The sequence below is a fragment of the Exiguobacterium sp. FD-YE-25-4 genome (assembly GCF_057004685.1).
Map to the genome: position 1 here is coordinate 121,390 of NZ_CM168041.1, position 24,519 is coordinate 145,908.

Annotated in this window: 16 protein-coding genes; 5 read left to right on the forward strand and 11 right to left on the reverse strand. The window is 53.9% G+C overall.

Going from position 1 to position 24,519, the window contains the following annotated elements; all coding sequences use genetic code 11:
* Positions 1-45 precede the first annotated feature (45 nt).
* Positions 46-1,422 carry a YjiH family protein gene (locus tag AC13H5_RS00630; protein WP_215191455.1) on the reverse strand — a complete coding sequence of 459 codons (1,377 nt, stop codon included), beginning with the start codon at positions 1,420-1,422 and terminating at the stop codon, positions 46-48.
* A gap of 275 nt (positions 1,423-1,697) precedes the next feature.
* On the opposite strand from AC13H5_RS00630, the gene AC13H5_RS00635 reads away from it, so the two are divergent.
* Positions 1,698-2,690: an LLM class flavin-dependent oxidoreductase gene (locus AC13H5_RS00635; protein WP_214754419.1), complete on the forward strand. Its 993-nt coding sequence runs from the start codon at positions 1,698-1,700 to the stop codon at positions 2,688-2,690.
* A 39-nt stretch (positions 2,691-2,729) separates the two neighbouring features.
* On the opposite strand, the gene AC13H5_RS00640 is transcribed toward AC13H5_RS00635, so the two are convergent.
* On the reverse strand, positions 2,730-3,041 hold the full coding sequence (locus AC13H5_RS00640) for a hypothetical protein (RefSeq protein ID WP_214754417.1): 312 nt from the start codon (positions 3,039-3,041) through the stop codon (positions 2,730-2,732).
* 152 nt (positions 3,042-3,193) lie between these two features.
* Here AC13H5_RS00640 and AC13H5_RS00645 point away from each other — a divergent pair, with 152 nt between their 5' ends.
* From AC13H5_RS00645 to AC13H5_RS00660, 4 genes are read left to right on the forward strand one after another with little or no spacing between them, the layout of a single operon-like run.
* Positions 3,194-6,376, forward strand: a complete 3,183-nt coding sequence (locus AC13H5_RS00645) for an EAL domain-containing protein (protein ID WP_214754415.1) — start codon at positions 3,194-3,196, stop codon at positions 6,374-6,376.
* Positions 6,377-6,390: 14 nt separating this feature from the next.
* Complete coding sequence (locus tag AC13H5_RS00650; protein WP_214754413.1) at positions 6,391-7,152, forward strand: P-loop NTPase family protein; 762 nt, start codon at positions 6,391-6,393, stop codon at positions 7,150-7,152.
* A complete protein-coding gene (locus tag AC13H5_RS00655; RefSeq protein WP_214824184.1) occupies positions 7,139-7,999 on the forward strand; it encodes an MBL fold metallo-hydrolase in 861 nt (286 codons plus the stop codon). The genes AC13H5_RS00650 and AC13H5_RS00655 overlap by 14 nt, the downstream gene beginning before the upstream one ends.
* A complete protein-coding gene (locus AC13H5_RS00660; RefSeq protein WP_214754409.1) occupies positions 7,999-8,436 on the forward strand; it encodes a GNAT family N-acetyltransferase in 438 nt (145 codons plus the stop codon). Before AC13H5_RS00655 ends, AC13H5_RS00660 begins: the two co-directional genes overlap by 1 nt.
* 28 nt (positions 8,437-8,464) lie before the next feature.
* Here AC13H5_RS00660 and guaC read toward each other — a convergent pair whose 3' ends face one another.
* From guaC to AC13H5_RS00705, 9 genes are all read right to left on the reverse strand, one after another.
* Complete coding sequence (guaC, locus tag AC13H5_RS00665) at positions 8,465-9,448, reverse strand: GMP reductase (RefSeq protein ID WP_214708298.1); 984 nt, start codon at positions 9,446-9,448, stop codon at positions 8,465-8,467.
* A gap of 199 nt (positions 9,449-9,647) precedes the next feature.
* A complete protein-coding gene (locus AC13H5_RS00670) occupies positions 9,648-11,705 on the reverse strand; it encodes a PAS domain S-box protein (RefSeq protein ID WP_215190471.1) in 2,058 nt (685 codons plus the stop codon).
* Positions 11,706-11,815: 110 nt separating this feature from the next.
* Complete coding sequence (locus AC13H5_RS00675; RefSeq protein ID WP_214754407.1) at positions 11,816-13,000, reverse strand: MFS transporter; 1,185 nt, start codon at positions 12,998-13,000, stop codon at positions 11,816-11,818.
* Between the two features lie 139 nt (positions 13,001-13,139).
* A complete protein-coding gene (locus AC13H5_RS00680; RefSeq protein WP_483546141.1) occupies positions 13,140-14,396 on the reverse strand; it encodes an MFS transporter in 1,257 nt (418 codons plus the stop codon).
* Positions 14,397-14,516: 120 nt separating this feature from the next.
* Complete coding sequence (locus tag AC13H5_RS00685) at positions 14,517-16,526, reverse strand: catalase (protein WP_214754403.1); 2,010 nt, start codon at positions 16,524-16,526, stop codon at positions 14,517-14,519.
* Positions 16,527-16,635: 109 nt separating this feature from the next.
* The gene (locus AC13H5_RS00690) at positions 16,636-18,720 is read right to left on the reverse strand and encodes a heparinase II/III domain-containing protein (RefSeq protein WP_483546142.1); all 2,085 of its coding nucleotides are present in this window, start codon (positions 18,718-18,720) and stop codon (positions 16,636-16,638) included.
* 111 nt (positions 18,721-18,831) lie between these two features.
* On the reverse strand, positions 18,832-19,494 hold the full coding sequence (locus AC13H5_RS00695) for a hypothetical protein (protein ID WP_483546143.1): 663 nt from the start codon (positions 19,492-19,494) through the stop codon (positions 18,832-18,834).
* 50 nt (positions 19,495-19,544) lie between these two features.
* Positions 19,545-20,750: an NAD(P)/FAD-dependent oxidoreductase gene (locus tag AC13H5_RS00700; protein WP_034780469.1), complete on the reverse strand. Its 1,206-nt coding sequence runs from the start codon at positions 20,748-20,750 to the stop codon at positions 19,545-19,547.
* Positions 20,751-20,863: 113 nt separating this feature from the next.
* Positions 20,864-24,370 (reverse strand): chitobiase/beta-hexosaminidase C-terminal domain-containing protein, encoded by a 3,507-nt coding sequence (locus AC13H5_RS00705; protein ID WP_483546144.1) that lies wholly within the window; start codon positions 24,368-24,370, stop codon positions 20,864-20,866.
* Between the last annotated feature and the right edge of the window lie 149 nt (positions 24,371-24,519).

Genomic DNA, 24,519 nt, shown 5'->3' on the forward strand with positions numbered 1-24,519 from the left:
AACAACGCCTCTTCTCAGGAAACTATGAGAAGAGGCGTTGTGGCGTCAAAAGACCAAGTGAGCGATCCCGACGATGATAGGTAACGTGATAAACGTCCGGAGTAAGAAAATGAGGACGAGGTCAAAGAATGAAATCGGCAGTTTCGATCCGAGCAGCAGTCCCCCGACTTCCGACATGAAGATGAGCTGCGTGACCGATACAGTGGCGATGACGAAACGCGTCAGCTCACTTTCGATCCCGCTCCCGAGGACAGCCGGTAAGAACATATCGGCGAACCCGACGACCATCGTCTGAGCAGCCGCTTCGGCTTCAGGAACTTGGAGCAACATCAAAATCGGTTCGAACGGTTTACCGAGAATCGTGAAGAGCGGTGTATATTCTGCAATGACGAGCGCAATCGTCCCGACGGCCATGACGACCGGCAAGATACCGAGCCACATGTCGAGCACGTTTTGGAAACCATCCTTGAACGTGGCGACGGCACCTTTGCTAGATTTCGACTTCAACAGTGCTTGGCGCAACGCCCACGTCCGCATCTTCACGTTGGCCGGCACCGGTTCTTCCGGTTTTAGTTCAGTTTCTTCGTACGGTGTATCAGCCTTTTTCGACAACGGATAAATCCGAGGCATAATCAGCGCTGCGACAATCCCTGATAAGACAATCGCTCCGTAGTATTGCAGGAAGTAAGCGTCGAGCTCCATATACGACAAGATGACGATGGTGAACGTGATCGAGACGACGGAGAACGTCGTGGCGATGACGGCAGCTTCTCGTTTCGTGTAATAGCCGTTCTCATACTGTTTCGTCGTCAAAAGAATCCCGATCGTCGCGTCCCCGACCCAAGATGCGAGCGAGTCGAGCGAGGCCCGGCCCGGAAGTTTGAAGAGCGGGCGCATCACTTTGATGAGCATCGTCCCGACATACTCGAGCAGACCGAAGTTCAAGAGGAGCGGGAGCAACATCCCAGCAAATAAAAACGTCGCGAATAAAATCGGAATCAAATCATACAGCAAGAGTCCGCCAGTGAATTCGGATGTGATCATCTCCGGTCCGATCACGAGAAGCGTCATCACCCCAGCAATAAAACCGACGACTCGCATCCCGAACCAGAACGGTGTGACGTTGAACAGTGAATTGAAGTGTGGCCGTTCTAGGATGAACGCCGGTTTAGCCAAATACGTCCATAATGATCCAAGCACTGAGATGCCCATCATGATGACGGCAAGCGTCGGAACGATCCCGCCGATGAGGTCGATCAACTGATTCGACAAGAGTGCGACCGGAATCGTAAATCCGTCCTCGGTCGGAACGGGCACGATGAAGAACATGAGGCCGATCAAAGAAGGAATTAAGAATTTCAGAAAGTCGTTGGACGTGAATGACGTCCCGCCTTGGTCAGGCTTGTTTGGTGTCTGATTCATGTGTTTTACCCCTTTTCCCCGAAAAAGTAGTTGGCGCGCCTCACTCGCATGTCCCCATCATGCGTGAGTGAATCGCTATGAAAGAATAGTTTCTTCTCGTTCATTATAGAGAAGGGGATACGTAGCAGGCAACAACTCGTTGCAATTTTCTGAAAAAAAGAAAACGGTCACACGAGCGAACTGCTCGTATTCTCGGGCTCACTTTAGTATGATGACGGCGAGTCTTACAAATTCGAGATATTCACCATATATACTTTAGGAACGGAGCGATACAGATGAGATTAAGTGTACTCGATCAAGCGCCGGTGACATCCGGCCATACGTCAGAACACGCGTTGCAAAGCGCGGTCGAACTCGCCCAAGTGGCAGAAGAACTAGGATATTACCGGATGTGGATGGCCGAACACCACGGAGGCATGTCGTTCGCGAGCTCGGCCCCGGAAGTCGTCGCAGCGTATATCGCCGCGAAGACGGAACGGATTCGTCTTGGGTCGGGTGGCATCATGATGATGCACTATTCGCCGCTCAAGATGGCCGAAGTGTTCAAGACACTCAGCGCGCTCGCACCGGGCCGTATCGACTTCGGGGTCGGCCGGGCACCGGGGGGAGACCCTAACGCCATCTACGCGATGTCACAAGGTCAAAAACCGATGATGGACGGTTTGTATGAAAAACTTGGAACGACGTTGCAACTGATTAACGACGAGACCCCGGAAGAGCGATGGTATAAGAACACGCCGGCCGCTCCGACCGGGGTGACGCTTCCTGAGGCGTGGCTCCTTGGATCGAGCGGAAACAGCGCCGTTCAAGCAGGGCGGATGGGGCTCGGCTATTCGTTCGCCCAGTTTTTCAACGGTGAACTGAGCGTCGATGCGCTCGACGCATATCGCCATCACTTCACCCCATCCGCGTTCATGGAGAAGCCCGACATTAGCGTCACGTATCTCGTCACGACGGCCGAGACAGAAGAGGAAGCCGAGTATTTGGCCCGTCCGTCGGATTTGTCGCGCTTGTTCTTGATGAAAGGCCAGCTCCGTCAACTGCTTAGTCCGGAAGCGGCGCACGATTACCCCCTCACCGAAGTCGATAAGATTCAAATCGCCAACAACCGCAAGATTCATCTTGTCGGGACACCGAAGCAAATCGCGACGCAGCTACAAGAAGAGTCGGCCCATTATGGATTTGATGAGGCGATGATTTGCAGCATCCAACATACGCAAGAGAGTCGTCTGAACGTCTACCGCCTCCTCGCCAAAGAGCTTCTCTGACCAAAACGCACCTGTCCTAACGGATAGGTGCGTTTTCGATTAGAGAAACAGTTGCATGATGACGAACAGGGCGACCAGTCCACCGAGTGAGACGGTAAAGAAGACGGCGACCGAGCGCTCATGGTTGCGGAAAATCGTGTAAAGTCCAATGACAAACGCACCGAACGCGGCGACGACGGCCGATATCGACACGACGGCAGCCCACGTGTTGTCGAATAGGGTGTCGAAATTGAATGGTTGACCCGACTGGACAATGAGGGCAGAGATGATTAAGAGAAAGAACACAGCGAGCAACAAGAGGACCGACCATTTCCCTGGACGTGTCTGTGGGTAGACGTTTCGACTGAGCATGATGGTTCACCTCGCTTTTTCAACTTTTACCTATCTATACCCGATTTTAAGTACATCTCAAAAAATGCTTCCCCTTTTTTTGAACGGTTTCGTGAACAACATCGTCTAAAACAACTAAACTAGAGGAAACGGAGATTGCCTGGAGGTACAGTATGCAGCAGATGAAGATCGACCCGTATTATTTGTTTGATGTTTTCGTTCATTTATACCGGATGGTGTTTTTGATGGAAGTGACGCCTGACGGTTACCGTTATGTGCGCGTCAGTGAGCAGGGGAAACTGGCGTCCTCACTTCCGGAAGACGTAGGGGGACGTTATCTGCATGACATGTACGCGGCCGAGGTCGCCAACGAGCTGATTGTGCATTACGACGCAGTCGTCGCCTCGCATGAACCCGTCTATTTCATGTCGAAGATGAACATCGACGCCAACACGGCCCGATTCGCCTCATCCGTCCTCATGCCACTCGAGAACGAGGCGGGAGAGGTGCGTTACGTCCTCGGCTTGACGACGGACTTATCGGAAGAGGCGGAAATGAAATTGTTGAGTAGCATCGAGAATATTGACTACTTGACCGGGATGCCGAACTTGATGAAAGTGAAGCTCGAACTCGAGAAGTTGTTCCTGAAACAAGAAACGGAAGCGACGAGCGTCATGCGGCTGCACATCAATCGATTCAAAATCATTCTGTCCCTCCAAGGCGTGGAGCGGTCACATCGCCTGATTAAAGAGATGACTCGGCACTTGTCGAACCTATTGCCGAAAGGCTCAATCATCGGTCGCGTCGACGGGGAGGATTTTATCGCCGTCTTACCATACACGTCGGTCGAAACGGCGACGATGCATGGGGAGCGCCTGCTCGCGGCGATTGCCGACTACACGTACCAAGTTGCCGAGACGGAATTCGCCTTGTCCGGCTGCCTCGGAATCAGTGCGGGAACCGAGGATGCAGACCGGGTCATCATGAACGCGTCAACAGCACTCCTGGAGGCCAGACAGGCTGGGAAACAAATCATCAAAGTGTACGAGAAAGATGACTACGTGCAGCACTACATCGATGAGATGACGATTGAGATGGAACTCGTCAAAGGGTTGAAGGCGGATGAATTGAGCGTCGTCTACCAGCCGAAAGTCGGCTGTCAGGACGGAACGGTTCATTTCGAGGCGCTCGTGCGTTGGCAAAGCGCGGCACTCGGGAACGTCTCGCCGGAAACGTTTATTAAGATTGCCGAAAAGTCACTTTTGATCGAGGATATTACCGAGTTCGTCTTTGATCGGGTCTGCCGTGACATGATTGACCAGCCGGACTTGTTTGAAGGCCGACGTGTCGCAATCAACGTCTCGCCGGTATTGTTCCGCCAAGATTATATTCAGCAGTTGTTACCGATTCTCTCGGCGTATGGCCTGCTGCCGGAACAGTTCGAATTTGAAATCACAGAGCATACGCTCATGCAAGAACCGCTCCTCGGCATTCAAACAGTCGATTATTTGAAAGCGAAGGGGTTCCGGATTTTGATTGACGATTTTGGGGTCAGCTATTCGTCGCTCAACTATTTAAAAATGTTTGATATCGATGGCATCAAGATTGACCGTTCGTTCATCAATCAATTGGACAAAGACAACGGGCTGAAAGAGTACGAAATCGTCAAACTGATCGTCTCGCTCGCCAAGAAATTGAATTTAGAGGTCACGGCTGAAGGTGTTGAGACTGAAGTACAGTATCGTGCGATTGATCAGCTCGGATGTGACGAGGTTCAAGGATACTTCTTCAGTCGACCCCTTCCACCCTCTGACCTCAAGCAGGCGCTTGAAGCGCTCGTCTCACAACATGCGGCGTTGCGTCAGGGCGAGTCAGATAAAGCCATGGCGGTGACGTCACTCGATGAGACGGAGGCCGAACGACTGAAGACAATCCTTCGGCTTGAAATTTTGAACACCCCGCGAGAAGAACGGTATGATCGGATCTCACGGCTTGTCGCCCGGACGTTGGACATGCCGGTCGCACTGATCTCGATTTTGACGACGGATCAACAATGGATCAAATCGTGCCAAGGGGTCGCGCTTGAAAATTCGAGCGTGGAGCGGAAGTGGACGTTGTGCGACCGTGTCGTGACAGGAAAATCGGCGCTCGTCATCGAGGATGTACGGACGGCCGAGGCGATGTCGGACAATCCGTTACTCGAAGGGATTGGTTTTTATGCCGGCGTGCCGCTCTTGACACGAAGCGGCCACGTCATCGGTACGCTATGCGTGACCGACGAACGGTCACGTCGCTTCGATACCGAGGCGCTGCAAACGCTCGAAGATTTCGCCAGATGGGTCATGGCGGAAATCGAATTGACCGAGCAAGCGCGAGCGCAAGCCCGACGGCAACAGACGCTCGAGTCGCTCTATGAAGTGACGGCCATTCACGAACCGTTCAGTGATAAATTGAAACGGATTCAGACGGTGCTCCGTGACTGGATTGGATATTCCCACGCACTCGTTTTCTCGACGGAGTCCACCTATCGCGTCTTATCAGAGGATGGGGAAAGCAAACTCGATTGGACGGGAGACGAGTTGCAGCAACTACACGCGTTGACGACGATCGGTCATCAAAAGCTGGGTCGAAACGAATTCGTCATCGATGGAATCGAGTTTGCCTCGATGATCAGCCTGCCACTAGCGAATGAAGGGAAGACGTTCGGATGGGTCGTCTTTTTGGCTGAACAAGGCAGCTTGGACGATGTCGTCGACACGGTGACGATCAACGAGATGACCGATACGATCCTGCTCGTGACCCGCTGGATGGAGAACGAGATTCGACGTGAACGCAAGCATCAAGAAGTGATTGAGCTCATCACCCAAGATGGGCTGACGAAGCTGGCGAACCGGCATTCGCTCATGACCGATTTGAGACAGAAAATGAATCGGAAGCAAACGGTCGCTCTGCTATTTATCGATTTAGATGACTTTAAACAAGTAAACGATTCCTACGGTCATTTGATCGGGGACGAGGTGCTCATCGAGACGGCGAAACGAATCCGTACGTTCAGCCAAACGGTTTCAGGGAAAGCGTACCGATTTGCGGGCGACGAGTTTTTAATCGTCATCGAAGCAGAGCCGGAAGCGCTCGATCCAACCGTGTTTGGCGAGTTGAATCATGTCATTTCCCAGGAAATGACGGTCGGGAACGGCTTGAGACTTAGATTATCAGCCAGTGTCGGTGTCGCCTACTCTAGGATGGACCAAGCATCCCTTGATGCGATCATCCATCACTCGGACGCGGCCATGTACGTCGCGAAAAACTGTGGCGGGGACGGATACTACGTGTACGACTCATATCAAGAACACTGAAAAGGAGACGGACGATGGGGAAGTTGTGGCTGATTGAAGGGTTGCCTGGGAGCGGAAAGACGACATTCGCCGAAACGTTTGTGGCGAGAGGGAGTTCCTACAAATTCTATTCGGAAATCGATGCGTCCCACCCGGTCGATTTGCATGACGTCCATTGGGTCGAAGGGGACATACGGTTCGAGGGAGATGTCATCGATCAAGATGGAGATGGTCGATTCGTCCGCTATCGGGCTGGAGAGGCCATCTATGGCACGGACGTCTATGAGTTACCGTTCGAGAAACATGTCGACCTCATGATCGGCCGTTGGCATCGGTTCGTGGAACGTGCACAAAGGGATGAGGTAGACTATGTGTTTGAGTGTGCCATTCTTCAAAATCCGTTCACGATCGGCATGGTGTCGCAACACGTTCCGAACGAACAGATTGAGCGTTATATTGAGACCGTGGCGGGCCTGATCACTACGCTTGATCCGACGGTTGTGTACTTGGAGACGAACGATGTCCCGGCTGTGTTTCGTAATGTGTATGCGGAACGTCCGCCCGAGTGGCAACAAGGTTTCGTCGACTACTATACGACTCGTGCGTATGGCCGGGCGAACGGATTGGTTGGAATCGAAGGAACGATTCGACTTCTGGAAGAACGGCAACAACGTGAATTGAAGGTGTTGAGTCATTTGCCGCTACGAACGATTCGAATCGTCAATGACGAACGGAGAGCGCTCGAAGCGTTCGACAAATTATGGAATAAGGAAGGAGCCGGTCATGCAGACGCTTAAACAATATTCCGACCGCTTTTGGTACATGACCCCTGTCGCCGAGACCGATCGTCCGATTTTAGGAGCTGTTGTCGGTGACACGCATACACTCATGATTGATGCAGGGAACTCCGAGGCGCATACGAACTTATTTTTAGACGCCTTGACCGTACAAGGAATCAAGCGCCCAACGCTCGTGGCGTTGACGCATTGGCACTGGGACCATGTTTTTGGATTGTCGGCATTGACCGATACTGTCTCGATTGCAAGCACGGCGACAAAAGCCGGAATCGAGCGACTGTTTCCCTACACGTGGGACGATGAGGCGTTGGCCGAACGGGTCGAGGACGGACGTGAAATCGCGTTTTGCGCGGAGGCGATCCAACTCGAATACGGTGAAGACAGGTCGATGCGTGTCGTCTTACCGACCGTGACGTTCGATGATACAATCACGCTCGACCTTGGCGGGGTCCACGTCCTCTTAAAGCATGTCGGTGGAGATCATGCTGCCGATGCGGTCGTGGCTTACGTACCAGAGGAAAAGGTACTGTTTTTAGGGGATGCCCTCTATGCGAACTTGTACGCGCCGTCTTGGCGGATGACGCCGGCCCAGACGCTTCGCCTTTTAGAGGTGCTCGACCAGTTCGAGGCCGAGGCGTACGTCTGGTCGCACGGTCAAGTCGTGACCCGTCTCGAGTACGAGAAAGACCGAGACATATTACGGAGTTTGGCCCAAATCACTATTGATTTCCCAGGAAATAAGGAAAAGATAACCGCACAGTACGAACGTTTGACGGGGCGCTCGGTCGACGAGGAAGAACAAGAGCTGATTTCGTTCTTCGTGAACGGCTCGAGTGGGGAAGCGTGATGGAAATCAAACGGATTCACGACGAAGACGAAACGTTTCAACAGTTTTTGACGAGTCGGTTGCGAACGTTCAATGACGCTCACTCGATGCACCATCGCGAGATCCGCAATGCTGACGTCCCGGTCGTTCAGCTGAAAGTGGAACACGACGGGGAAATGATCGCAGGGTTGTTTGGGAGCGTCTATTGGGGCTGGTTCGACTTGGACCGGTTATGGGTCGCGTCAGAACATGCGGGAACAGGCCTGGGAAGCCGTCTGCTCGAGGAAGGGGAGCGGTTGGCCCGCGAACTCGGGGCGACGCGCGTCAAGTTGACGACGTTCTCGTTTCAGGCGAAGACGTTTTATGAGCGCTTCGGTTATGAGGTAGCGGGCGTCCTATACGACTATCCGCCTGGCTCTGATTACTATATGATGACGAAACGATTGATTGATGCATAAAAAAAGCGGCTCACGCGAGCCGCTTTTTTTAGTACACTTTATCCCCGTTGAAGATTGAGTTTTTCACCATGACGTAATCGACGGTGCGCAATGCATCGAGATTGTCCCCACCCGAGTAAGAGATGGCCGATTGGAGGTCTTGCTCCATCTCGGTCAACGTGTCTTGGAGCGCCCCTTTATGCTCGACGAACACTTTCTTGCCTTCGACGTTTTTCCGTTCCCCTTTTTGGAATTCAGAAGCCGACCCGAAGTATTCTTTGAGCAACTTCCCGTCCTGTTCGAACGTCTCGCCCGGTGACTCGTCGTGGCCGGCGAACAACGAACCGATCATGACCATCGATGCCCCAAAGCGAATCGATTTGGCGATGTCCCCATGTGTCCGGATGCCCCCATCCGCGATAATCGGTTTCGTCGCCGCCTTGGCACACCAACGGAGCGCGGCGAGTTGCCAACCGCCCGTGCCGAAGCCTGTCTTGATTTTCGTGATACAGACTTTGCCTGGTCCGATACCGACCTTCGTCGCATCCGCCCCGGCATGCTCGAGTTCCCGGACTGCTTCCGGGGTCCCGACGTTGCCGGCGATGACGAACGAGCCTGGAAGGTGGTGTTTGATGTGTTGAATCATGCGGATGACCGCGTTCGAATGACCGTGCGCGATATCGATCGTGATGAACTCCGGCGTATGCCCGGATTCGGCCAGCATCTCGACGAAGCGATACTCATCTTCCTTCACACCGACACTGATCGATGCATATAACCCGCGTCCATGCATGTCTTCGATGAACTTGAGCCGCGTCTCTGGATGGAAGCGATGCATGATGTAGAAGTAACCGTTCTCGGCCAGCGATAAGGCGACTTTCTCATCGATGATCGTCTGCATGTTGGCAGGCACGACCGGAAGTCGGAACGTAAAGCCCCCAAGCGTCACGCTCGCATCGCATTCAGACCTGCTGTCGACGATACATTTTGCGGGAATCAATTGAATATCTTCATAATCAAATACTTTATCCATGTTGTCACACCCCTATTTACGAACAATTAGATTCGTTGAATGATAAATACTTCGTCCATTCGGTAATGTAACGTAAATTAGAGCATATGTCAAAGGGATATAGCGATAAAAGATAAAAATTCTTGATGATTGCTGATAAATCCTCTTTAATGTTCGTGTTTAGGTGCTGTTATCTATGTTTCACGTGAAAAAAGACCGCTCAGGAGCGGTCTTTAAAAACGACATATTGATTTCGTCCATTGGCCTTGGCTTCATATAGTGCCAAATCCGCGTGTTTGAGCAATTGTTTCGTCGACATTCCTGGTCGGTAAGGGGCGACCCCGACGCTCGAGGTCGTAACGAACGTATGTCCTTCGATTAACCACGGAAGTTGGAGCGCGGTGACAAGCTTTTCGGCCACCCGTCTCGGCGCATCGGATTCCGTGTAACGGATGAGCACCGAAAATTCGTCGCCGCCAAAGCGAGCGATCACGTCTTGGTTGCGCAGGACATCGGTCAGGCGAGCAGAGAATTGGCGTAGCAGTTCGTCGCCGATGTCATGTCCGAGTGTGTCGTTAATCTGTTTGAAACAGTCGATATCGAGCGAGAGGACGGCGAGAGACTCGTCTCCTTCATCCAATCGCACCAATGTCTCTTCCAAGTAGGCGAGGAAGTAGCGCCGATTCGGCAAGTCGGTCAACGTGTCATGGTAAGCCAGGTGCTTGAGCTGTTTCTCCAACACTTTGCGTTTCATGATTTCCCGCGTGACCGTCAAATAATGGAGCAGCTGGCCAACGTCGTCGTAAATCGCTTGAATCTTCGTCTCGAGCCAAATCCAACGTCCATCCTGGTGCAGGTGACGAAATTCGAGGGTGAGCGGTTCGCTCGACGCTGTCATCGTGTCGAGTTGTCGTCTCGCGGACTCGACGTCATTCGGATGGATGAAGTCGAGCGTATTTTTACCCTCGTAAAGCTCGGGCGCATATCCAAGCACGGTCTTGTGGGACGGCGAAGCGTAGCGCACTTGACCGTCACGCTCGAGGATACAGACGAGGTCGCTCATGTTCTCCGTGATGAGGCGATATTGCGTCTCACTTTGGTGCAGGGCGCGCTCCATCTCACGCTTCTCGGTGACGTCGCGCAACAAAGTCATGACGGCAGTCGTGCCTTCGTAATCGATGAGCAGGCTGCCGATGTCCATATGTAGTCTTCGTCCTCCCGGCGTGAGGAGCACGATTTCCGTGTCTTGAACGGGATCACCTTGCCGTAAGGCTTGGAGGCGCGCCTTTGTCGTCTCATGAAATTCCGAGGCGACAAATTTAAAGATTGATTCGCGCTCGATATTCGTCTCTCCGATTGTTTCTAGCGCTAGGGCGTTGGCGTATAGAATGACGCCGTCTTTATGAACGATAATCCCTTCCGGAATCGTCTCGATCAGTTGGCGATAGCGACGCTCGCTCTCTTGGGTCGCACGCTCGGCATTTTTCTCCGGAGTATGGTCAATAATGATGGCGAACAGACCCGTGATTCGGCCTCCGACTTCAATCGGAATATTCAAGATGGCCAAGTCGAGGAAATCCCCGGTCTTTTGAAGCGCCGTGATCCCGTATTTGTGCGGGGTGCCGGACAAGGCAAAGCGGAGACCGTCGTCGACGAGCATTCGTTCTGACTCTGGCAACCATGCTAAAAATGACTCGCCTAACAAATCATCTTCTCCGTAACCGGTAATCTGCGTGGCAGCGGGGTTGATCGATTGGACGCGAAACGCGTCATCGAGGACGAAGATGCCATGCGGCGAGTAGCGCCGGAGCGACTCGTGCTGGTCTTTCAGAATCGACAGTTCGAGTTCGCGACGCTTCCGCTCCGTCACTTCCCGGACGACCGAGATGACGTGTGTGCAGACGCCTGCCTCGTCGAAGACCGGGGTCACCTCGGATTCGTAGTAATGAACCGGTAGTTGAATCTCATGTGAGACGGGTTGGACCGAGTAAGAAGGTTCGGCCAGGCGGTAGTCTTCGAAGACGATACTCTTTCGCTCCCGAACAGCCTCCTCGTAATGTCGTGTGACGAGAGCGGCTGTCTCGGGCGGGACCATGTCCTCGACACGTTTCCCGATATCGGCATCTGTCCAGCCGATCGCCTGCTTCCCCGGCTCGTTTACAAATATATAGCGATAAGTTGAACCGTCCACTTCCATGAAGAAGACAAAATCAGAGATTTTGTCGAACGTTCGGAGGAGGACGGAGGAATAGTGTTGGATTGTCTGGTCGGCGTGCATCATGTCCCTCATTTCAATCAAAAACTTTTCGGCGCGTCATTCTCATATTACCGTAAGTGACGATGAAATGTGTGAACATTCTAAAAAAGACGGGACTGTAAAAAGTCCTGTCAGGCAGCTTGTTTCATTTCGGATCGCTCGTGGCGACCGTTCATCAAGTAATAGAGGAACAACGTAAAGAAGACGACGCCGGCAAGCAACAGATAGAGCGTTGAAAAACCGGTCAACGGAATGAGCAAGCCAATAAAATAAGGCCCGAATCCTAGACCCGCGTCCAAGGCGATGAAGAAGGTCGACGTGGCCATGCCCATCCGGTGAGGGGACGCCGCTTTGACGGCGATCGCTTGTGTGCCGGATTGGATATTCCCGAATCCTAATCCGATTAGCGCCCCGGCGAGTAACAGCATGACTGCGTTGTTGGCTTGGCTCAAGACAAGCATGCCGATCGCAAAGAAGGCGATGGCCGGGTACATGACGATGTTGGCCCCTCGCGCGTCCATCAGGCGCCCGGTGATGGGCCGCGAGATCAGGACCGCAATAGAATAGACAAGGAAGAAAATACTCGCCGCTTCCACGAGATCGAGTTCACTCGCATAGAAATTGATATAAGACAACACGCTCGAGTAACTGAGGGCCGCGACGCCAATGATGAGTGCAATTGGCAACGCCTTTGGTTCGACGAATGCACTCAGTGACAAGCCCCGAACAACTTCCGGATTGTCAGCCTCAGGGACGTTCACGAACAAGGCACTTCCTAGACTGATGAGTCCGACGACGAGACAAGTTAGGAAGATGACCGAGAAGCTCGTGTACTGACTCATCATCAGGCCGACGAACGGGCCGATGGCGGTGGCGAGTGTCGAGCTCATGCTGTAATAGCCGATGCCTTCGCCTTTTCGAGAGCCGGGGATGACCTGGGCGACGATTGTTCCGGTCGCCGTACTCGACAGTCCCATTCCGAGACCGTGAACGAAGCGGGTGAACAGCAAAAAGCCAACGCCGAGGTCGATAAAATAGAGCAAAATTGTCGCCGTGAAGAAGGTGAGACCGATGAGAAGCGTCTTGCGCCGTCCGATCGAATCGATCAAGCGTCCGATGAAGAGTCTCCCGACGAGCGTCCCGATAATAAAAATGCCGGTGACAAGCCCGGCCTCGCTCGTCGAAGCCCCATATGTGGAAACGGCATGAACGCCGATGGTTACCATTAGCAAGAAGAAGATGAGCGTCAAGAAGAAGTTGACGAGGGAGATGATGAGAAAATCTTTCGTCCATAGTTTTTGTGCGGTCAGTTGCATCGTCGGCCCGCCTCCTTATCCATTTGATTCTAAATAGTTAACAAACATAACTAAAGGAGTATAACAAAAGGATGGAGGTTTGTCCGAACAGACGCTTGTCACTAGAAAAACCGATGCGTGTTCACGCATCGGTCGGTCGTCAGGCTAGATGACGGCGATACCAGAGGACAAGCGGGACGAGCACGTGGGAGATGACGCCGCCGAGCAGTGACAAGGTTAGATAACTCGACTGGGCGGCGATGACGCCCGAGAGCATCCCTCCTGATGCGCCGGCTAAGGCAATCCAAACATCAACTGAGCCTTGTGTCTTCGCGCGCGTCTCCGTCGACGTCGCATCGACGAGGATGGCGGTCCCGCTGATGAGACCAAAGTTCCACCCGACACCGAGCAGGACGAGCCCGACAATCAACAAGAAGAGAGAGTCGGCTGGGGCAAAAGCGGCGACGACCCCGGCGAAGAACAAGGTCACCCCCGAGGCAATCGCCATGATTTCACGACCGATCCGGTCGACGAGCACGCCTGTCACGAGGGACGGCAAGTACATCGCCCCGATATGAAACCCGATGACGAGCCCGACGGCACCGAGCTCGTGTCCGTGGTGGCGCATATGAACGGGCGTCATCGTCATGATGGCGACCATCACAATTTGGCTGAGGATCATGACGAACGCACCGACATAGACACCACGGCGGTCATGCGTCGATTCAACCGGATGGACTGATGTGTCGATGGTTTCTTGCCGTTTCGCCTCGATGGCACGGGCGACGAGAAGCGGGTCAGGGTTCAAGAATACGAGCAAAATGAGGCCGGCGAAGAGATAGGCTACCCCCGCAAGCAAAAACGGTCCTGATAGTGTCGGCAAGCCGAGCCCGTCGGCGACACGTCCCATCGGCTCGACCAAGTTCGGTCCGGCGACAGCCCCGAACGTCGTCGAGACCATCGCGATACTGACCGCGGTCGCTCGCTCCGTCGCATTCGCCAAATCTGTCCCGGCGTAACGGGCTTGGAGGTTTGTCGCTGTCCCCGCCCCGTAGATAAGGAGTGAGATGAACAAGAGCGGTACGCTCTCGAGCGTCGCGGCAATGATGACCCCGACCGCTCCGAGCGCACCGGTCAAGAACCCGGTCGCTAGTCCGAAGCGGCGTCCGACCCGCTGTGACATCAACCCGATCAAAAAGGCGGTGGCGGCGGAACCGAGCGTGAACAGTGCCGTCGGAACGCCCGCGTACGCGTCGGTCCCGAGTAAATCACGGGCCAGCAAGGCGCCGACCGTGATCCCGGCGGCGAGGCCGGCCCCTCCAAATATTTGTGAGAGCACGACAGTGACTAACGTTCGTTTGTATAACTGTCGTTGCAGTTCAAGGTTTTCCACATAGGTAGCAAACTCTTTTCGCATCCAGTCTTTCCTCCTTTACGCTATATACCCCACCTAGTATATCGTTAGAGAGGAGGGGAAGGGAAGCACGTAAAAAGGATTCGACCCGTCGTTTTGGGTCGAATCCTTGAACTGTTCACATTAGGCGCGGTCCCAGAACCGTCCTTGCGCGATGCCGTCGATAAACGTATCGAAACCATCGAGACTATGTTGTTTGAACGTGTAGACGCCTGGTTGATCTGTCTTCACCCGGCAGCGGTCGAGCACTTCATCGTGGTGCAAATGTAGCGCGAGTGGCTTGAAGTGCTTATACGTGTTCTCGATGAATTCGAGCACGTCGTCCTCGACCGAGGTCGCGGTGCTGACGAGGAAAGCGGCATCGAACAGGCTCGAGTCGACCGTATCATACGTCTCTTTCACTTTAAGGTCGCCGAGCGTATACGACTTCTTCCCGACGAGGCTGTAATTGACCTTGTTGTCAGCGAACACCTGGACCCACGCCTTCACTTGCGCGGCATCGACGTCTCCGGCAAGGAGGACGGCGACGCTCTTCGTGTCCGGTTTCGCGATTGTATTGGCCATGCTGAGCGCCGGTGAGGTCTTGTCCGAGACGACTTCATTGTTCTCGTCCGGAAGCTCGACGCCTAAGTTGTCAGCGACGACAGAGGCGAGGTGACGGTCGATGCGATTCAACAAATCGACGGCGTTCTCTTTGACCATGTCCGACTCACATTTGCCGAGCTCGAAGCTGTAAGCGTCTTGAATGTGCTGCTTTTCGACGTCGGTCATGCTGTTATAGAAGAGCTTCGCTTGCGAATAGAAGTCGAGGAAGCTGTCGCTTCGGCCACGAATCTTGTGCCCGTCGATTTTCTCTTGATAGTGCTCGAACCCACCTTGCTCGGCTGGAACAGGCTCGGGTTGATTGTTGTTGAGCGCATTTTTGTGGTAGCTCGTCTGTCCTTTATGAACGGCCATCTGATGCATGCCGTCGCGCTGGTTGTTATGGAACGGGCAGACCGGTTTGTTGATTGGGAGTTGATGGAAGTTCGGTCCTCCAAGACGTGATAACTGGGTATCGGTGTACGAGAACAGGCGTCCTTGCAGGAGCGGATCGTTCGAGAAGTCGATCCCAGGCACGAGATGGCCAGGGTGGAACGCGACTTGCTCGGTCTCGGCGAAGAAGTTATCGACGTTGCGGTTGAGCATCATCTTGCCGACAAGTTTGACGGGCACGTCTTCTTCCGGCCAAAGTTTCGTCGGATCGAGAATATCGAAGTCGAACTTGAACTCATCTTCTTCCGCGATGATTTGAAGCCCGAGTTCCCATTCCGGGTAATCGCCTTTATCGATTGCTTCATACAAGTCGACACGGTGGAAGTCGGCGTTCTTCCCGAGCGCCTTCTGTGCTTCGTCCCACACTTGCGAATGGACGCCAAGTTTTGGCTTCCAATGGAATTTGACGAAATGTGCCTTGCCTTCCTTGTTGACGAGTCGGAACGTGTGCACGCCGAACCCTTCCATCATGCGCAGACTGCGCGGGATGCCGCGGTCGCTCATCGCCCACATCACGTGGTGAGCCGCCTCATGGTTTTGACCGACGAAGTCCCAGAACGTGTCGTGGGCACTTCCGCCTTGCGGCACTTCCGTGTGCGGTTCCGGTTTCACGGCATGGACGAGGTCCGGGAATTTGATGGCGTCTTGGATGAAGAAGACGGGCATGTTGTTCCCGACAAGGTCATAGTTCCCTTCATCCGTGTAGAACTTCGTCGCGAAGCCTCGGACGTCGCGGACGGTGTCCCCAGAACCGCGCGAGCCTTGCACCGTCGAGAAGCGGACGAACACCGGCGTCACTTTCGACGGGTCGTTCAAGAAGTCGGCTTTCGTATAGTCAGCGAGCGACTCGTACACTTGGAACTCCCCGTGGGCCCCGACGCCGCGCGCATGCACGATGCGTTCAGGAATCCGTTCGTGGTCGAAGTGCGTCATCTTCTCACGGAAGTGGAAGTCCTCGATGAGCGTCGGTCCGCGTCGCCCGGCTTTGAGCGAAAACTCATCCTCCGCCATCTTTAGACCTTGGTTCGTCGTGAGCCCGGCTTGCTGCTCGTTATCGATCATATGTTGTTTTAATTGCTCTTCCTTCTTGTTCCCCATGTAATTGCCTCCCCTTTAAGTATGCACACGCGCTGTAAGCCACGTTTTGGCCTACTTAACGAGTTTTCCCTAACCGACCGAGAAAAAACCCCCATTTTTAAAATGGAGGTTAGCGTAACATGGATAGGGTTTTCGTCTTGCCGTCCGACAGTTTGTAGCGCACGACGTAGTGGCGCGCCGTCGTCTGGACCGTGGCGGATGTGATTTTCGTCGTCTTTTCACCGATATGGATCAGCGTCAAATACTCGACTTGCTTGCCGCGCTTTGTCGTCACGACTTGATTGCGGCGTTGCCAGTCATAATCTCGGTATGACACGTAACTCGCACCGACGGCGACTTTCGGGGTCGTGCCGACCTCGAGTTGCAACAAGTGGATGGAGCGGTTCTGGTTGTCTTTAAACATGGCATGACGGCTTCCGCTCGAGACCCGGTTCAAACCGGTCCCAAGATGGAACCGCTGGACGAACGAGGTCGTGGTCGGACTCGTGATGTCATCGTACACGAGCACCGTTCCGTCGCGGTCGTAGGCGAGGCGACGGGTGTGCGTCATCCCCTGGCCGAGCAGTCCGCTCGTCCCGGCTGCCGTCCACTGTGTCGATGAAGCGCCGACCGAAGTGATTTGACTGCGTCGCAAGTTGCTCGGCGTCAATTTGAAGTTCTGTCCGGCAACATGGACGGTATTATGGGCCGCTGCCTGCATGACGACCTTTCGTTCGGGTCGATTCGTATAGGCGTAACGACCGCTCTCGACGATAAAGTCGCGTCCGTAACCGTAAAGGTCGATCGATAAATCGTCGGCATGTTTATGGATGTTGCTGTGATAGCCGGCCGTCATCATCACTTGGACCGCGTCGTGGAACGGACCAGAAGCCCCGCCCCAATGCTGACGGAAGAAGGCGTACTGGTTCGACAACTTGCCGACCCGTGTCGACGGTTGCGCCCCAGATCTCCCTTGTGTCATCGCATAATACAAGTGTGGATAACGCTCGACATAGGGAATCGCGTCCGGACGGTGAACGATGGACGGGGTGTCGCCGAACATCGGGAGTGTCCCGTTCGGCTTCAACATATACGTCAGCGCACCAGGCATATCTTTGACGTCTCCCATCCGGCTCGACAAGGCGAACCGGTTAGCGGCGGCCCAGTCGTTGAAACGGGCGAGCGTGTCATATAAATAAATCTGATAGAACGGTGAGTGCTCAAGGTGGACCCCGTCCGTGCTCAAGCTATGGTTCAACTGCTGTGTGAGCCGGTTCGTCGCCAGCGAACGCCATGACGACGAACGATAGAAACTTCGGTGCGTCTCCGCGACAGCGGTCAACGCCATGTCTTGGAACATGCCATGGTTATTGTTCGGCTTATAAAAGCTCGGTGTCGCGAGGAGCGTCGCGTGCTCATAGAGCGTCTTGGCGAACAGTTGCGAGAACGCCGGGTCGGTGTTGATGGCGGACGAGCGGAACTCGTTCCAGAAGTTGAGCAGATGGAACGTCCGGATCGCCGTGCCGTGGTCGTGATACGGCCATGGATAGCGTTTGTAGTTCCCAGCCGGATATTGCTTGGTCCAACTCGTTACGATCCGCTTTCCGTAACGGAGATACTCAGTGTTTCCGGTCGCGGCGTATGCTTGCGTCAACTGGTTCAACGTCGTGAAGTAATGGATTTGGAACTTGAACGACTTCGAGTCGACCTCCGGGACGCTGACGTCGAAGCGGTATGTATCGATGTTCGGGACGCGCAGCTGATAGGGCGGGGAGGGGATATACCAGTTCCCTTTCATCGCTGCGTCAGCCCGGATGACGGCGGTCTTGGCTGTCAACTCATCATAGTAGTACGGCGTCTGGCCGCGGGTGAGCGAGCGCATATATTCGTGGGTCAGACGTGCATACGTCGAACCAGAAAACGTCGTCAAGGACAGGTTTGTCGCCACTAGTTTGACGGCTTTCTTTTTCACGTAATAGATGGTTCTTCCGTCCTGGACTTTATAGTAATAACCGGACGTGCTGAGCGCCTTGAACCGCTTTGCTGTTCGCAACGTCGCTTTCGGCTTGAGTGTCTTGCCGACAAATTGATAAAGCGTTGTGCCGGAAGGGACGCTCACCTCATAAGGGGGTGTCGTCGCGGCCACGGCGGACTGTGGCGTCATAGTAGAACCCATCACGAACAACAGCACCCACAAAATCATCAATCGTTTCATAACGTCTTCCTTTCTTTGGCCGTTCAACCAGTTACGTCTATACAATTAGTATACAATTATATATTTAGCCAAAGAAAGGAAAATTCGATGTATTTTTCTGGAGGATTCAGGTTATAAAGCGGCCCACACATTCTGCTTTAATACAATTTGTTGGACAGTTTCCGGATTCAAGTCGTATTTCGTGGAAATGGTGCGGGTCACCTTCGCTTTCAAGTCAGGATCGTCCGACTGTTCCGCTTCATAGACACGATTCCATGCTTGCCAGATACGTGCTTCCTTGTCCGAAAGTTGCGTGCCCCATTCTTTTTCTTTCAACTGCCACCCGAACGTCATGTCTTCATAAGAACCGGCTTTTACCGTATCAGCAAGGCTCCAATCTCCACCAGGCGCAAATACGGCCTCGCCGAGCGGAGATTCTGTACCGATATAGGCTTCATGGTCATAAAAACGGATGAGGGCGGCTTGGAACGTGTCTTGTACGGCCACTTCGTCGATCACATCCTGGCTGATCGATTGGAGTGTCTCGACGTCGGGTTGGCCGTGGACGATAACGTCATATGCATAGCGGACGGCCTCGTCTTCCTTCACGGCCTGCCTCGCCTCGATTGTATAGCGTCCCTCCTCATGTGTCGCTTCTGTTCGGGTGATCGCGCCATCGCGTTCATCCTCGATAGACTCATGCGGCCAGACATAGGCGGTCAAGATCATGGCGGGGATGAAGAGAAGACTGCGCCTTAGACGATACACCCATTTCGGTTTACGTTTCGTTGTCATTTAAATCACTCCAATTCTTATATATAAAAAAATCCCCTGATGTCAGGGGATTAACGTGTGCGGTCGAGCCGTACGATTCGAGAATCGGGACTGTCGATCCCACGAACCAGCTCACTCAAAATTTTAGAACCTAACATGCTGTACACCGTTCCATTGCCCCCGTATCCGAGTAAATAAAAGAGATTGGGGCGGTCCGGGTGTTCCCCGATAAAGGGAAGTTGGTCGATTGACTCACCGAACAAGGCTACCCAGGCGTATTCAACTGTCAAATCATACATCGGGAACAAAGCCTCGACTTCTTGGCGCAACCGCTCGGCCCGTTTTTGAATGAGCGCCTCGCTATGCGGCGTCTCTGGTTTCTCTTCATCGAGCCCGCCGGCGATGATGCGGCCGTCGACGGTCGTCCGTAAATAAAGGTACGGCCGTTTCGTTTCCCAAATGAGCGCCTGGCCATCCCATTCTTTAAAATCAGGGACGGGATTCGTCGCAATCGCATAAGAACGGTTGAGTTCGATTCGATGCGTGTCGAGGAGCGGGGCCGGGCGATAGCCGGTCGCGAAGATGACGTGGCCCGCCTTGAACGTTCCTGCTGGAGTCAGCACGAGCCAGTCGTCTCCGTCGGCGACGACTTCCGTAACGTCCGTCTCTTCAAAGATGGGGACGTCCTGTGTCGACAAGTAACGGACGACTTGGCGGCTGAGTGTGAGCGGATTGACCTCGGCGTCCCCGTTCGTGATCAAGGCGGCCGGTTTGTCGAACGGATAGCGTGCGCGTAACGCCTCCCGGTCGAGCCATTCGGCTTGAAGCCCATGTTTCGTCAGCATCTCATACTCCCGTTTCAATTTGGAGACATCTGCCTCACTGCTGGCAAAGCAAAGGCTGTCGCGCCGGATGTAGACGTCTTTGGCATCGACCGTCTCGGCGACCTCGTCGAGCGCATCGACCGCCTCGGCACACAATTTATAGAAGCGGACGGCATCCTCTTCGCCGATTTGCTCGGCGAGTTCATGCAACATGATGTCGTTCGAGTATTGAATGAGCCCGGTATTCGCGGCCGTGCTCCCGGCACCGACTTTCCCTTGGTCGATAACGGCGAAATCGACACCATCCTTGTGAAGGGTATAGGCCGTCAGCGTTCCGGACATGCCGGCGCCGATGACGAGTACGTCGTAGCGTTCTTTTTTGATTGGTTTCTGTAAGACAATCTGTTCCGATTCCGTGATCGGCCAATATAAGTTCCCGTTGTGCATCTCCATGACGTCATCCTCCGATAATCAGCATCTCCTTCTTAATCCCCGAATTTCACGATTGAAAACGCCAAAAACCGCAGACGACGTGTCTGCGGTTTTTTAAATCGGATGTGTGTTCGTTACTTCTTGATGACGACCGTGTTAGCGGACGCGCCTTTCGTGTAGCTGATTCGTTTCACATTCTCTGCGCCACGGATTTCAGCCAAGTTCGTTCCATCTACCACGACTTCTTTGACAGTCGCGCCGTCGAAGTCGATGATGGCACCGGCTTCTTTCGGTTTCACTTGAACGACGATGTTTTTAAGCGGGTCACCTGTCAATTCCGTGTAAGCGCCACGTACGAAGATACCGTTCTTGAAGTTCGTGCCCTTGCCGATCGTCACGCCGATGAAGTCGTCTTGAAGGACGAGGCGAGCAGCACGGTTATTTTCGACCGTGTAACGTGTCAATTCCACTTCCGGCTCCGGAGTGAGGTCGATTTGAGCGAGCACCGGATCGTGGTCACTTGCGCGACCAGACATTTCCGTGAAGTCCGCGTTGACGTGGATCATATCGATCTCGGTCGTCGCCGCTAAGTGGTTCGACACGAGGATATGGTCGAGCACTTGCGAGTTCCCTTGGTAGACGTACGAGTAACGGTCGACGGCAGGTACTTTTTCGACCATGTTCGTCATCAAGTCGCCTTTGAAGATTTGCATCGCGTCTGAGAACTCGAAGTCGTTAAAGTCACCGAGGGCGACGACGTTCGCGTCCGGGTTGTCCGTCTTCACATCGGCCACGAAATCATGGACGATTTGTGCGATTTGTTTCCGTTGGACTTCACTGCCAAGGACGACCGGCTGTTTCGAGCCGAAGAAGCCAGTGTCGCCACCTTTCGAGTTCCAGTGGTTGGCGATGACGACGACGTTCTCGCCTTGGAAGTCGAATTGCGCCGCGAGCGGTTTACGTGAGCTGTTGAACGCCGGGTTGAGCGGGTCGATGCGGCCCGGGTTGTGCGTCAACTTGCCGTTCTCATAACCGACAGCTGTCGTCGCGTCACCGGCAGGGATGCCTTCTGTGAGCGAGACACGTTCCGGGTCATACAAGAAGCCGACACGGATGTTGGCGTTCGGTGCACCGCCATCTTTGTTGTTTTCTGGGTCGATGTTGACGTACTTGTACGATTTGCCGCCGATCGAGACGATATTGTCAATCAAGCGTTGATAGCTTTGGTCGGCCGCAGAATCGCCTGTGCCCTCACCGTTGTTGTCTTGAACCTCGGTCACGCCGATGATGTCCGGGCTGTTCAATTCCTCGACGAACGCTTTCGCGAGTTTAAGTGCCTTCTCATCCGATGTTTCCTTCACGTTATTCGAGAAGTTCTCGAGGTTGTAAGAGGCGATCGTCAATTTGTCCTCTTCGGCTTCGATGAACGTCGTCTCGCGCTTGGCATCGCCTTTGACGAAGGCGGCTTTCATTTCGTCGAGTGAGGCTTGAATCTTGTAGTTTCCGAACGAGTATCCGACGATTCCGACGATCGGGCCGTTGAATCGGTCACCGGTCGCGACATCGAATTCACGCGCTTCCGCGTTTGGTTCGAGACGGAATTGGATCCGTTCCGGGTTGGCGTCATCTTTTTTAAGAAGCACACCACCGTTGAACGTCTCCGTCGGTGTTCCTTCGAGCACGGTCACGAGGTCGCCGTATTGTTGTGGGGAGACAGATTTAAGGTTGCCCGTCTCGACGCGCATCCCTTCAAGGCTCTCCCAGAAGTCGATGGCGTCTTTGTCCGGGTTGAAGACGGCGAGGGCGTCGCTGTCGATGAACTCGGTCGGCAAGTTCGACTCGTCGATTTTCACTGGCGTCGGGAGGGCGACACCGCTCTTGATGACGTCAACACCACCGTTACGTGTATCGATTTGCGTCATCTTCATGTCCGTCTGTTGACGGTCGCTATATCCTTCGATGGCGTACTCGCTGACGAGACCTTTCACGCTGACGAGGTCTCCGACTTGAATGCCGGCGATCGAACGGCCGCCATACAAGATGATTCCTTCTGACGTGCGTGCGTCTTGGTCCGCTTCCATGTCAGGTGTTTGAATGTAGTAATACGTCGTTCCGTTCGAGACGAACGAGTACGTGACGATTCCTTCGACACCTTCGACCGTCTGTCCGTTCATCGGCGACGTATGGCTCGCGCCTTGAATGTCGTGGATGCGGATCTTGTCCGTGATTTTATAGTCGAACGTCGTCACGGCGCTGAACGCATCACCTGATTTGACGGCCACTTTGAGCGTCTTCGTTTCTTCAATGTGGACTGGTGATGTATAAAGCGTACCGTTCACTTTCGGGTCCGACCCGTCGAGCGTGTAATAGATGTCAGCGCCCGCTGTCGTCGTCGAGAGTGTCACGTCTTGTGGTCCGACGAACGTGCCCGCACCTGGCTTCGCAGTTGCCGGACGGAGTACCGACGCGTCGATGACCGTGTCAGATGCGTCACGCGGGATGATTTGATACGTGTTATCGAACTGTTGCACGATTCCTGTGATTGACGAGTAGTTGACGTCCGTCTGTAAATCGAGAATGCCGCGCTCATCGCGCACGACGAATTCTTTCGTTCCGTCCGTGGCCGTCAAGTTTTGACCACTGCCCGAGAGCGTGACGTTATTGACGGTGACGAGTTCAGACTCGACGTCCTCATTGATCTGTTCGCCAGTGAGAACTTGCGCAGCCGGGACGCTCGCCGCTTGTTTTGAAACGACGACGGCGCTGTTCAATTGAAGCAGTTCACGATACGAACCGATCGCACCCGTGACGACGACTTCATCCCCGACGTTGACGGCGAGTGACGTCGGACGGACCGAGAGGCCGCCTGTCGCATCTTGAATCGAAATCGTGTTGGCCAGTTTCGCCGTGACGACGCCTTTAATCGTGACCGTTTCACCTTCGGCTTTCGTACGGGCGTCACTGATCGAGATCGGAGTGACCGGCGCCGGTGGTTCTACCGTACCGCCATCGCCGTAGTCGACGCCTTGGAACGTGTGGGCTCCGAGGTTCGTGAACGTATCGATTGGTTGTGTGTTCCATTCAGTGGCCGGGTCGAACGCATCGGCGCCGTTCGCATCCCCTGTCGTGACCGTATCTTTTCGAACCAACGACTGGTCAGCCGTGGCGACGCTAGTTCCCCATTTCGTACCCGGATCGAATCCGACTTGACCGAAGACGTCGAGCACCGTGTCGCCTTTTTTCAAGACGAGCGTGTCATCGCCGTTAAAGTTCGTCACACCGCTTGTCGTGTTCGACTTCGCTTTCAAGGCATCGCTCGCGTTGGCGTTGACGATGACATACGTGCCACCTGGCTCGAGCGTACCTGTCAAGTTGAGGGTCGTTCCTGGAGCCGTCCCGCCGTTTGAATACAGTTCAAGTTTATAGGCCGAGAGGTCGATGGCCGCATTCGTTCCATTGAACAGTTCGATCGCTTTATTGTTGCTAGAGCCTTCAACATATTCCGAAATGAATAAATCTGTAGCGTTCAACGTCTCTGCGTGTACGTTTGCCGCAATCGGCGTCATGCTGCTGACGATGAGTCCAGCCGATAAAGCGAGGCCGGTCATTTGCTTGAATGAACGTGCTTGTGGTTTCCCCATGTGTTAGTCTCCCTTTGATTATGTAGATGGCCGATACGATGTCCCAGTTCGTGTGGTCACTTGCTTGAGCGGATGCCCCCTTTAGGCCAAAACAAAATGATAGCGCTTACATTACTCGACTTGATGTAAGGAAGATGCGTTCGTATTCC

Excerpts from the sequence above, each read along its gene's own strand:
- AC13H5_RS00630 (WP_215191455.1), bottom strand. The coding sequence starts at position 1,422 with ATGAATCAGACACCAAACAAGCCTGACCAAGGCGGGACGTCATTCACG.
- AC13H5_RS00635 (WP_214754419.1), top strand. The coding sequence starts at position 1,698 with ATGAGATTAAGTGTACTCGATCAAGCGCCGGTGACATCCGGCCATACG.
- AC13H5_RS00640 (WP_214754417.1), bottom strand. The coding sequence starts at position 3,041 with ATGCTCAGTCGAAACGTCTACCCACAGACACGTCCAGGGAAATGGTCG.
- AC13H5_RS00645 (WP_214754415.1), top strand. The coding sequence starts at position 3,194 with ATGCAGCAGATGAAGATCGACCCGTATTATTTGTTTGATGTTTTCGTT.
- AC13H5_RS00650 (WP_214754413.1), top strand. The coding sequence starts at position 6,391 with ATGGGGAAGTTGTGGCTGATTGAAGGGTTGCCTGGGAGCGGAAAGACG.
- AC13H5_RS00655 (WP_214824184.1), top strand. The coding sequence starts at position 7,139 with ATGCAGACGCTTAAACAATATTCCGACCGCTTTTGGTACATGACCCCT.
- AC13H5_RS00660 (WP_214754409.1), top strand. The coding sequence starts at position 7,999 with ATGGAAATCAAACGGATTCACGACGAAGACGAAACGTTTCAACAGTTT.
- guaC (WP_214708298.1), bottom strand. The coding sequence starts at position 9,448 with ATGGATAAAGTATTTGATTATGAAGATATTCAATTGATTCCCGCAAAA.
- AC13H5_RS00670 (WP_215190471.1), bottom strand. The coding sequence starts at position 11,705 with ATGCACGCCGACCAGACAATCCAACACTATTCCTCCGTCCTCCTCCGA.
- AC13H5_RS00675 (WP_214754407.1), bottom strand. The coding sequence starts at position 13,000 with ATGCAACTGACCGCACAAAAACTATGGACGAAAGATTTTCTCATCATC.
- AC13H5_RS00680 (WP_483546141.1), bottom strand. The coding sequence starts at position 14,396 with ATGCGAAAAGAGTTTGCTACCTATGTGGAAAACCTTGAACTGCAACGA.
- AC13H5_RS00685 (WP_214754403.1), bottom strand. The coding sequence starts at position 16,526 with ATGGGGAACAAGAAGGAAGAGCAATTAAAACAACATATGATCGATAAC.
- AC13H5_RS00690 (WP_483546142.1), bottom strand. The coding sequence starts at position 18,720 with ATGAAACGATTGATGATTTTGTGGGTGCTGTTGTTCGTGATGGGTTCT.
- AC13H5_RS00695 (WP_483546143.1), bottom strand. The coding sequence starts at position 19,494 with ATGACAACGAAACGTAAACCGAAATGGGTGTATCGTCTAAGGCGCAGT.
- AC13H5_RS00700 (WP_034780469.1), bottom strand. The coding sequence starts at position 20,750 with ATGGAGATGCACAACGGGAACTTATATTGGCCGATCACGGAATCGGAA.
- AC13H5_RS00705 (WP_483546144.1), bottom strand. The coding sequence starts at position 24,370 with ATGGGGAAACCACAAGCACGTTCATTCAAGCAAATGACCGGCCTCGCT.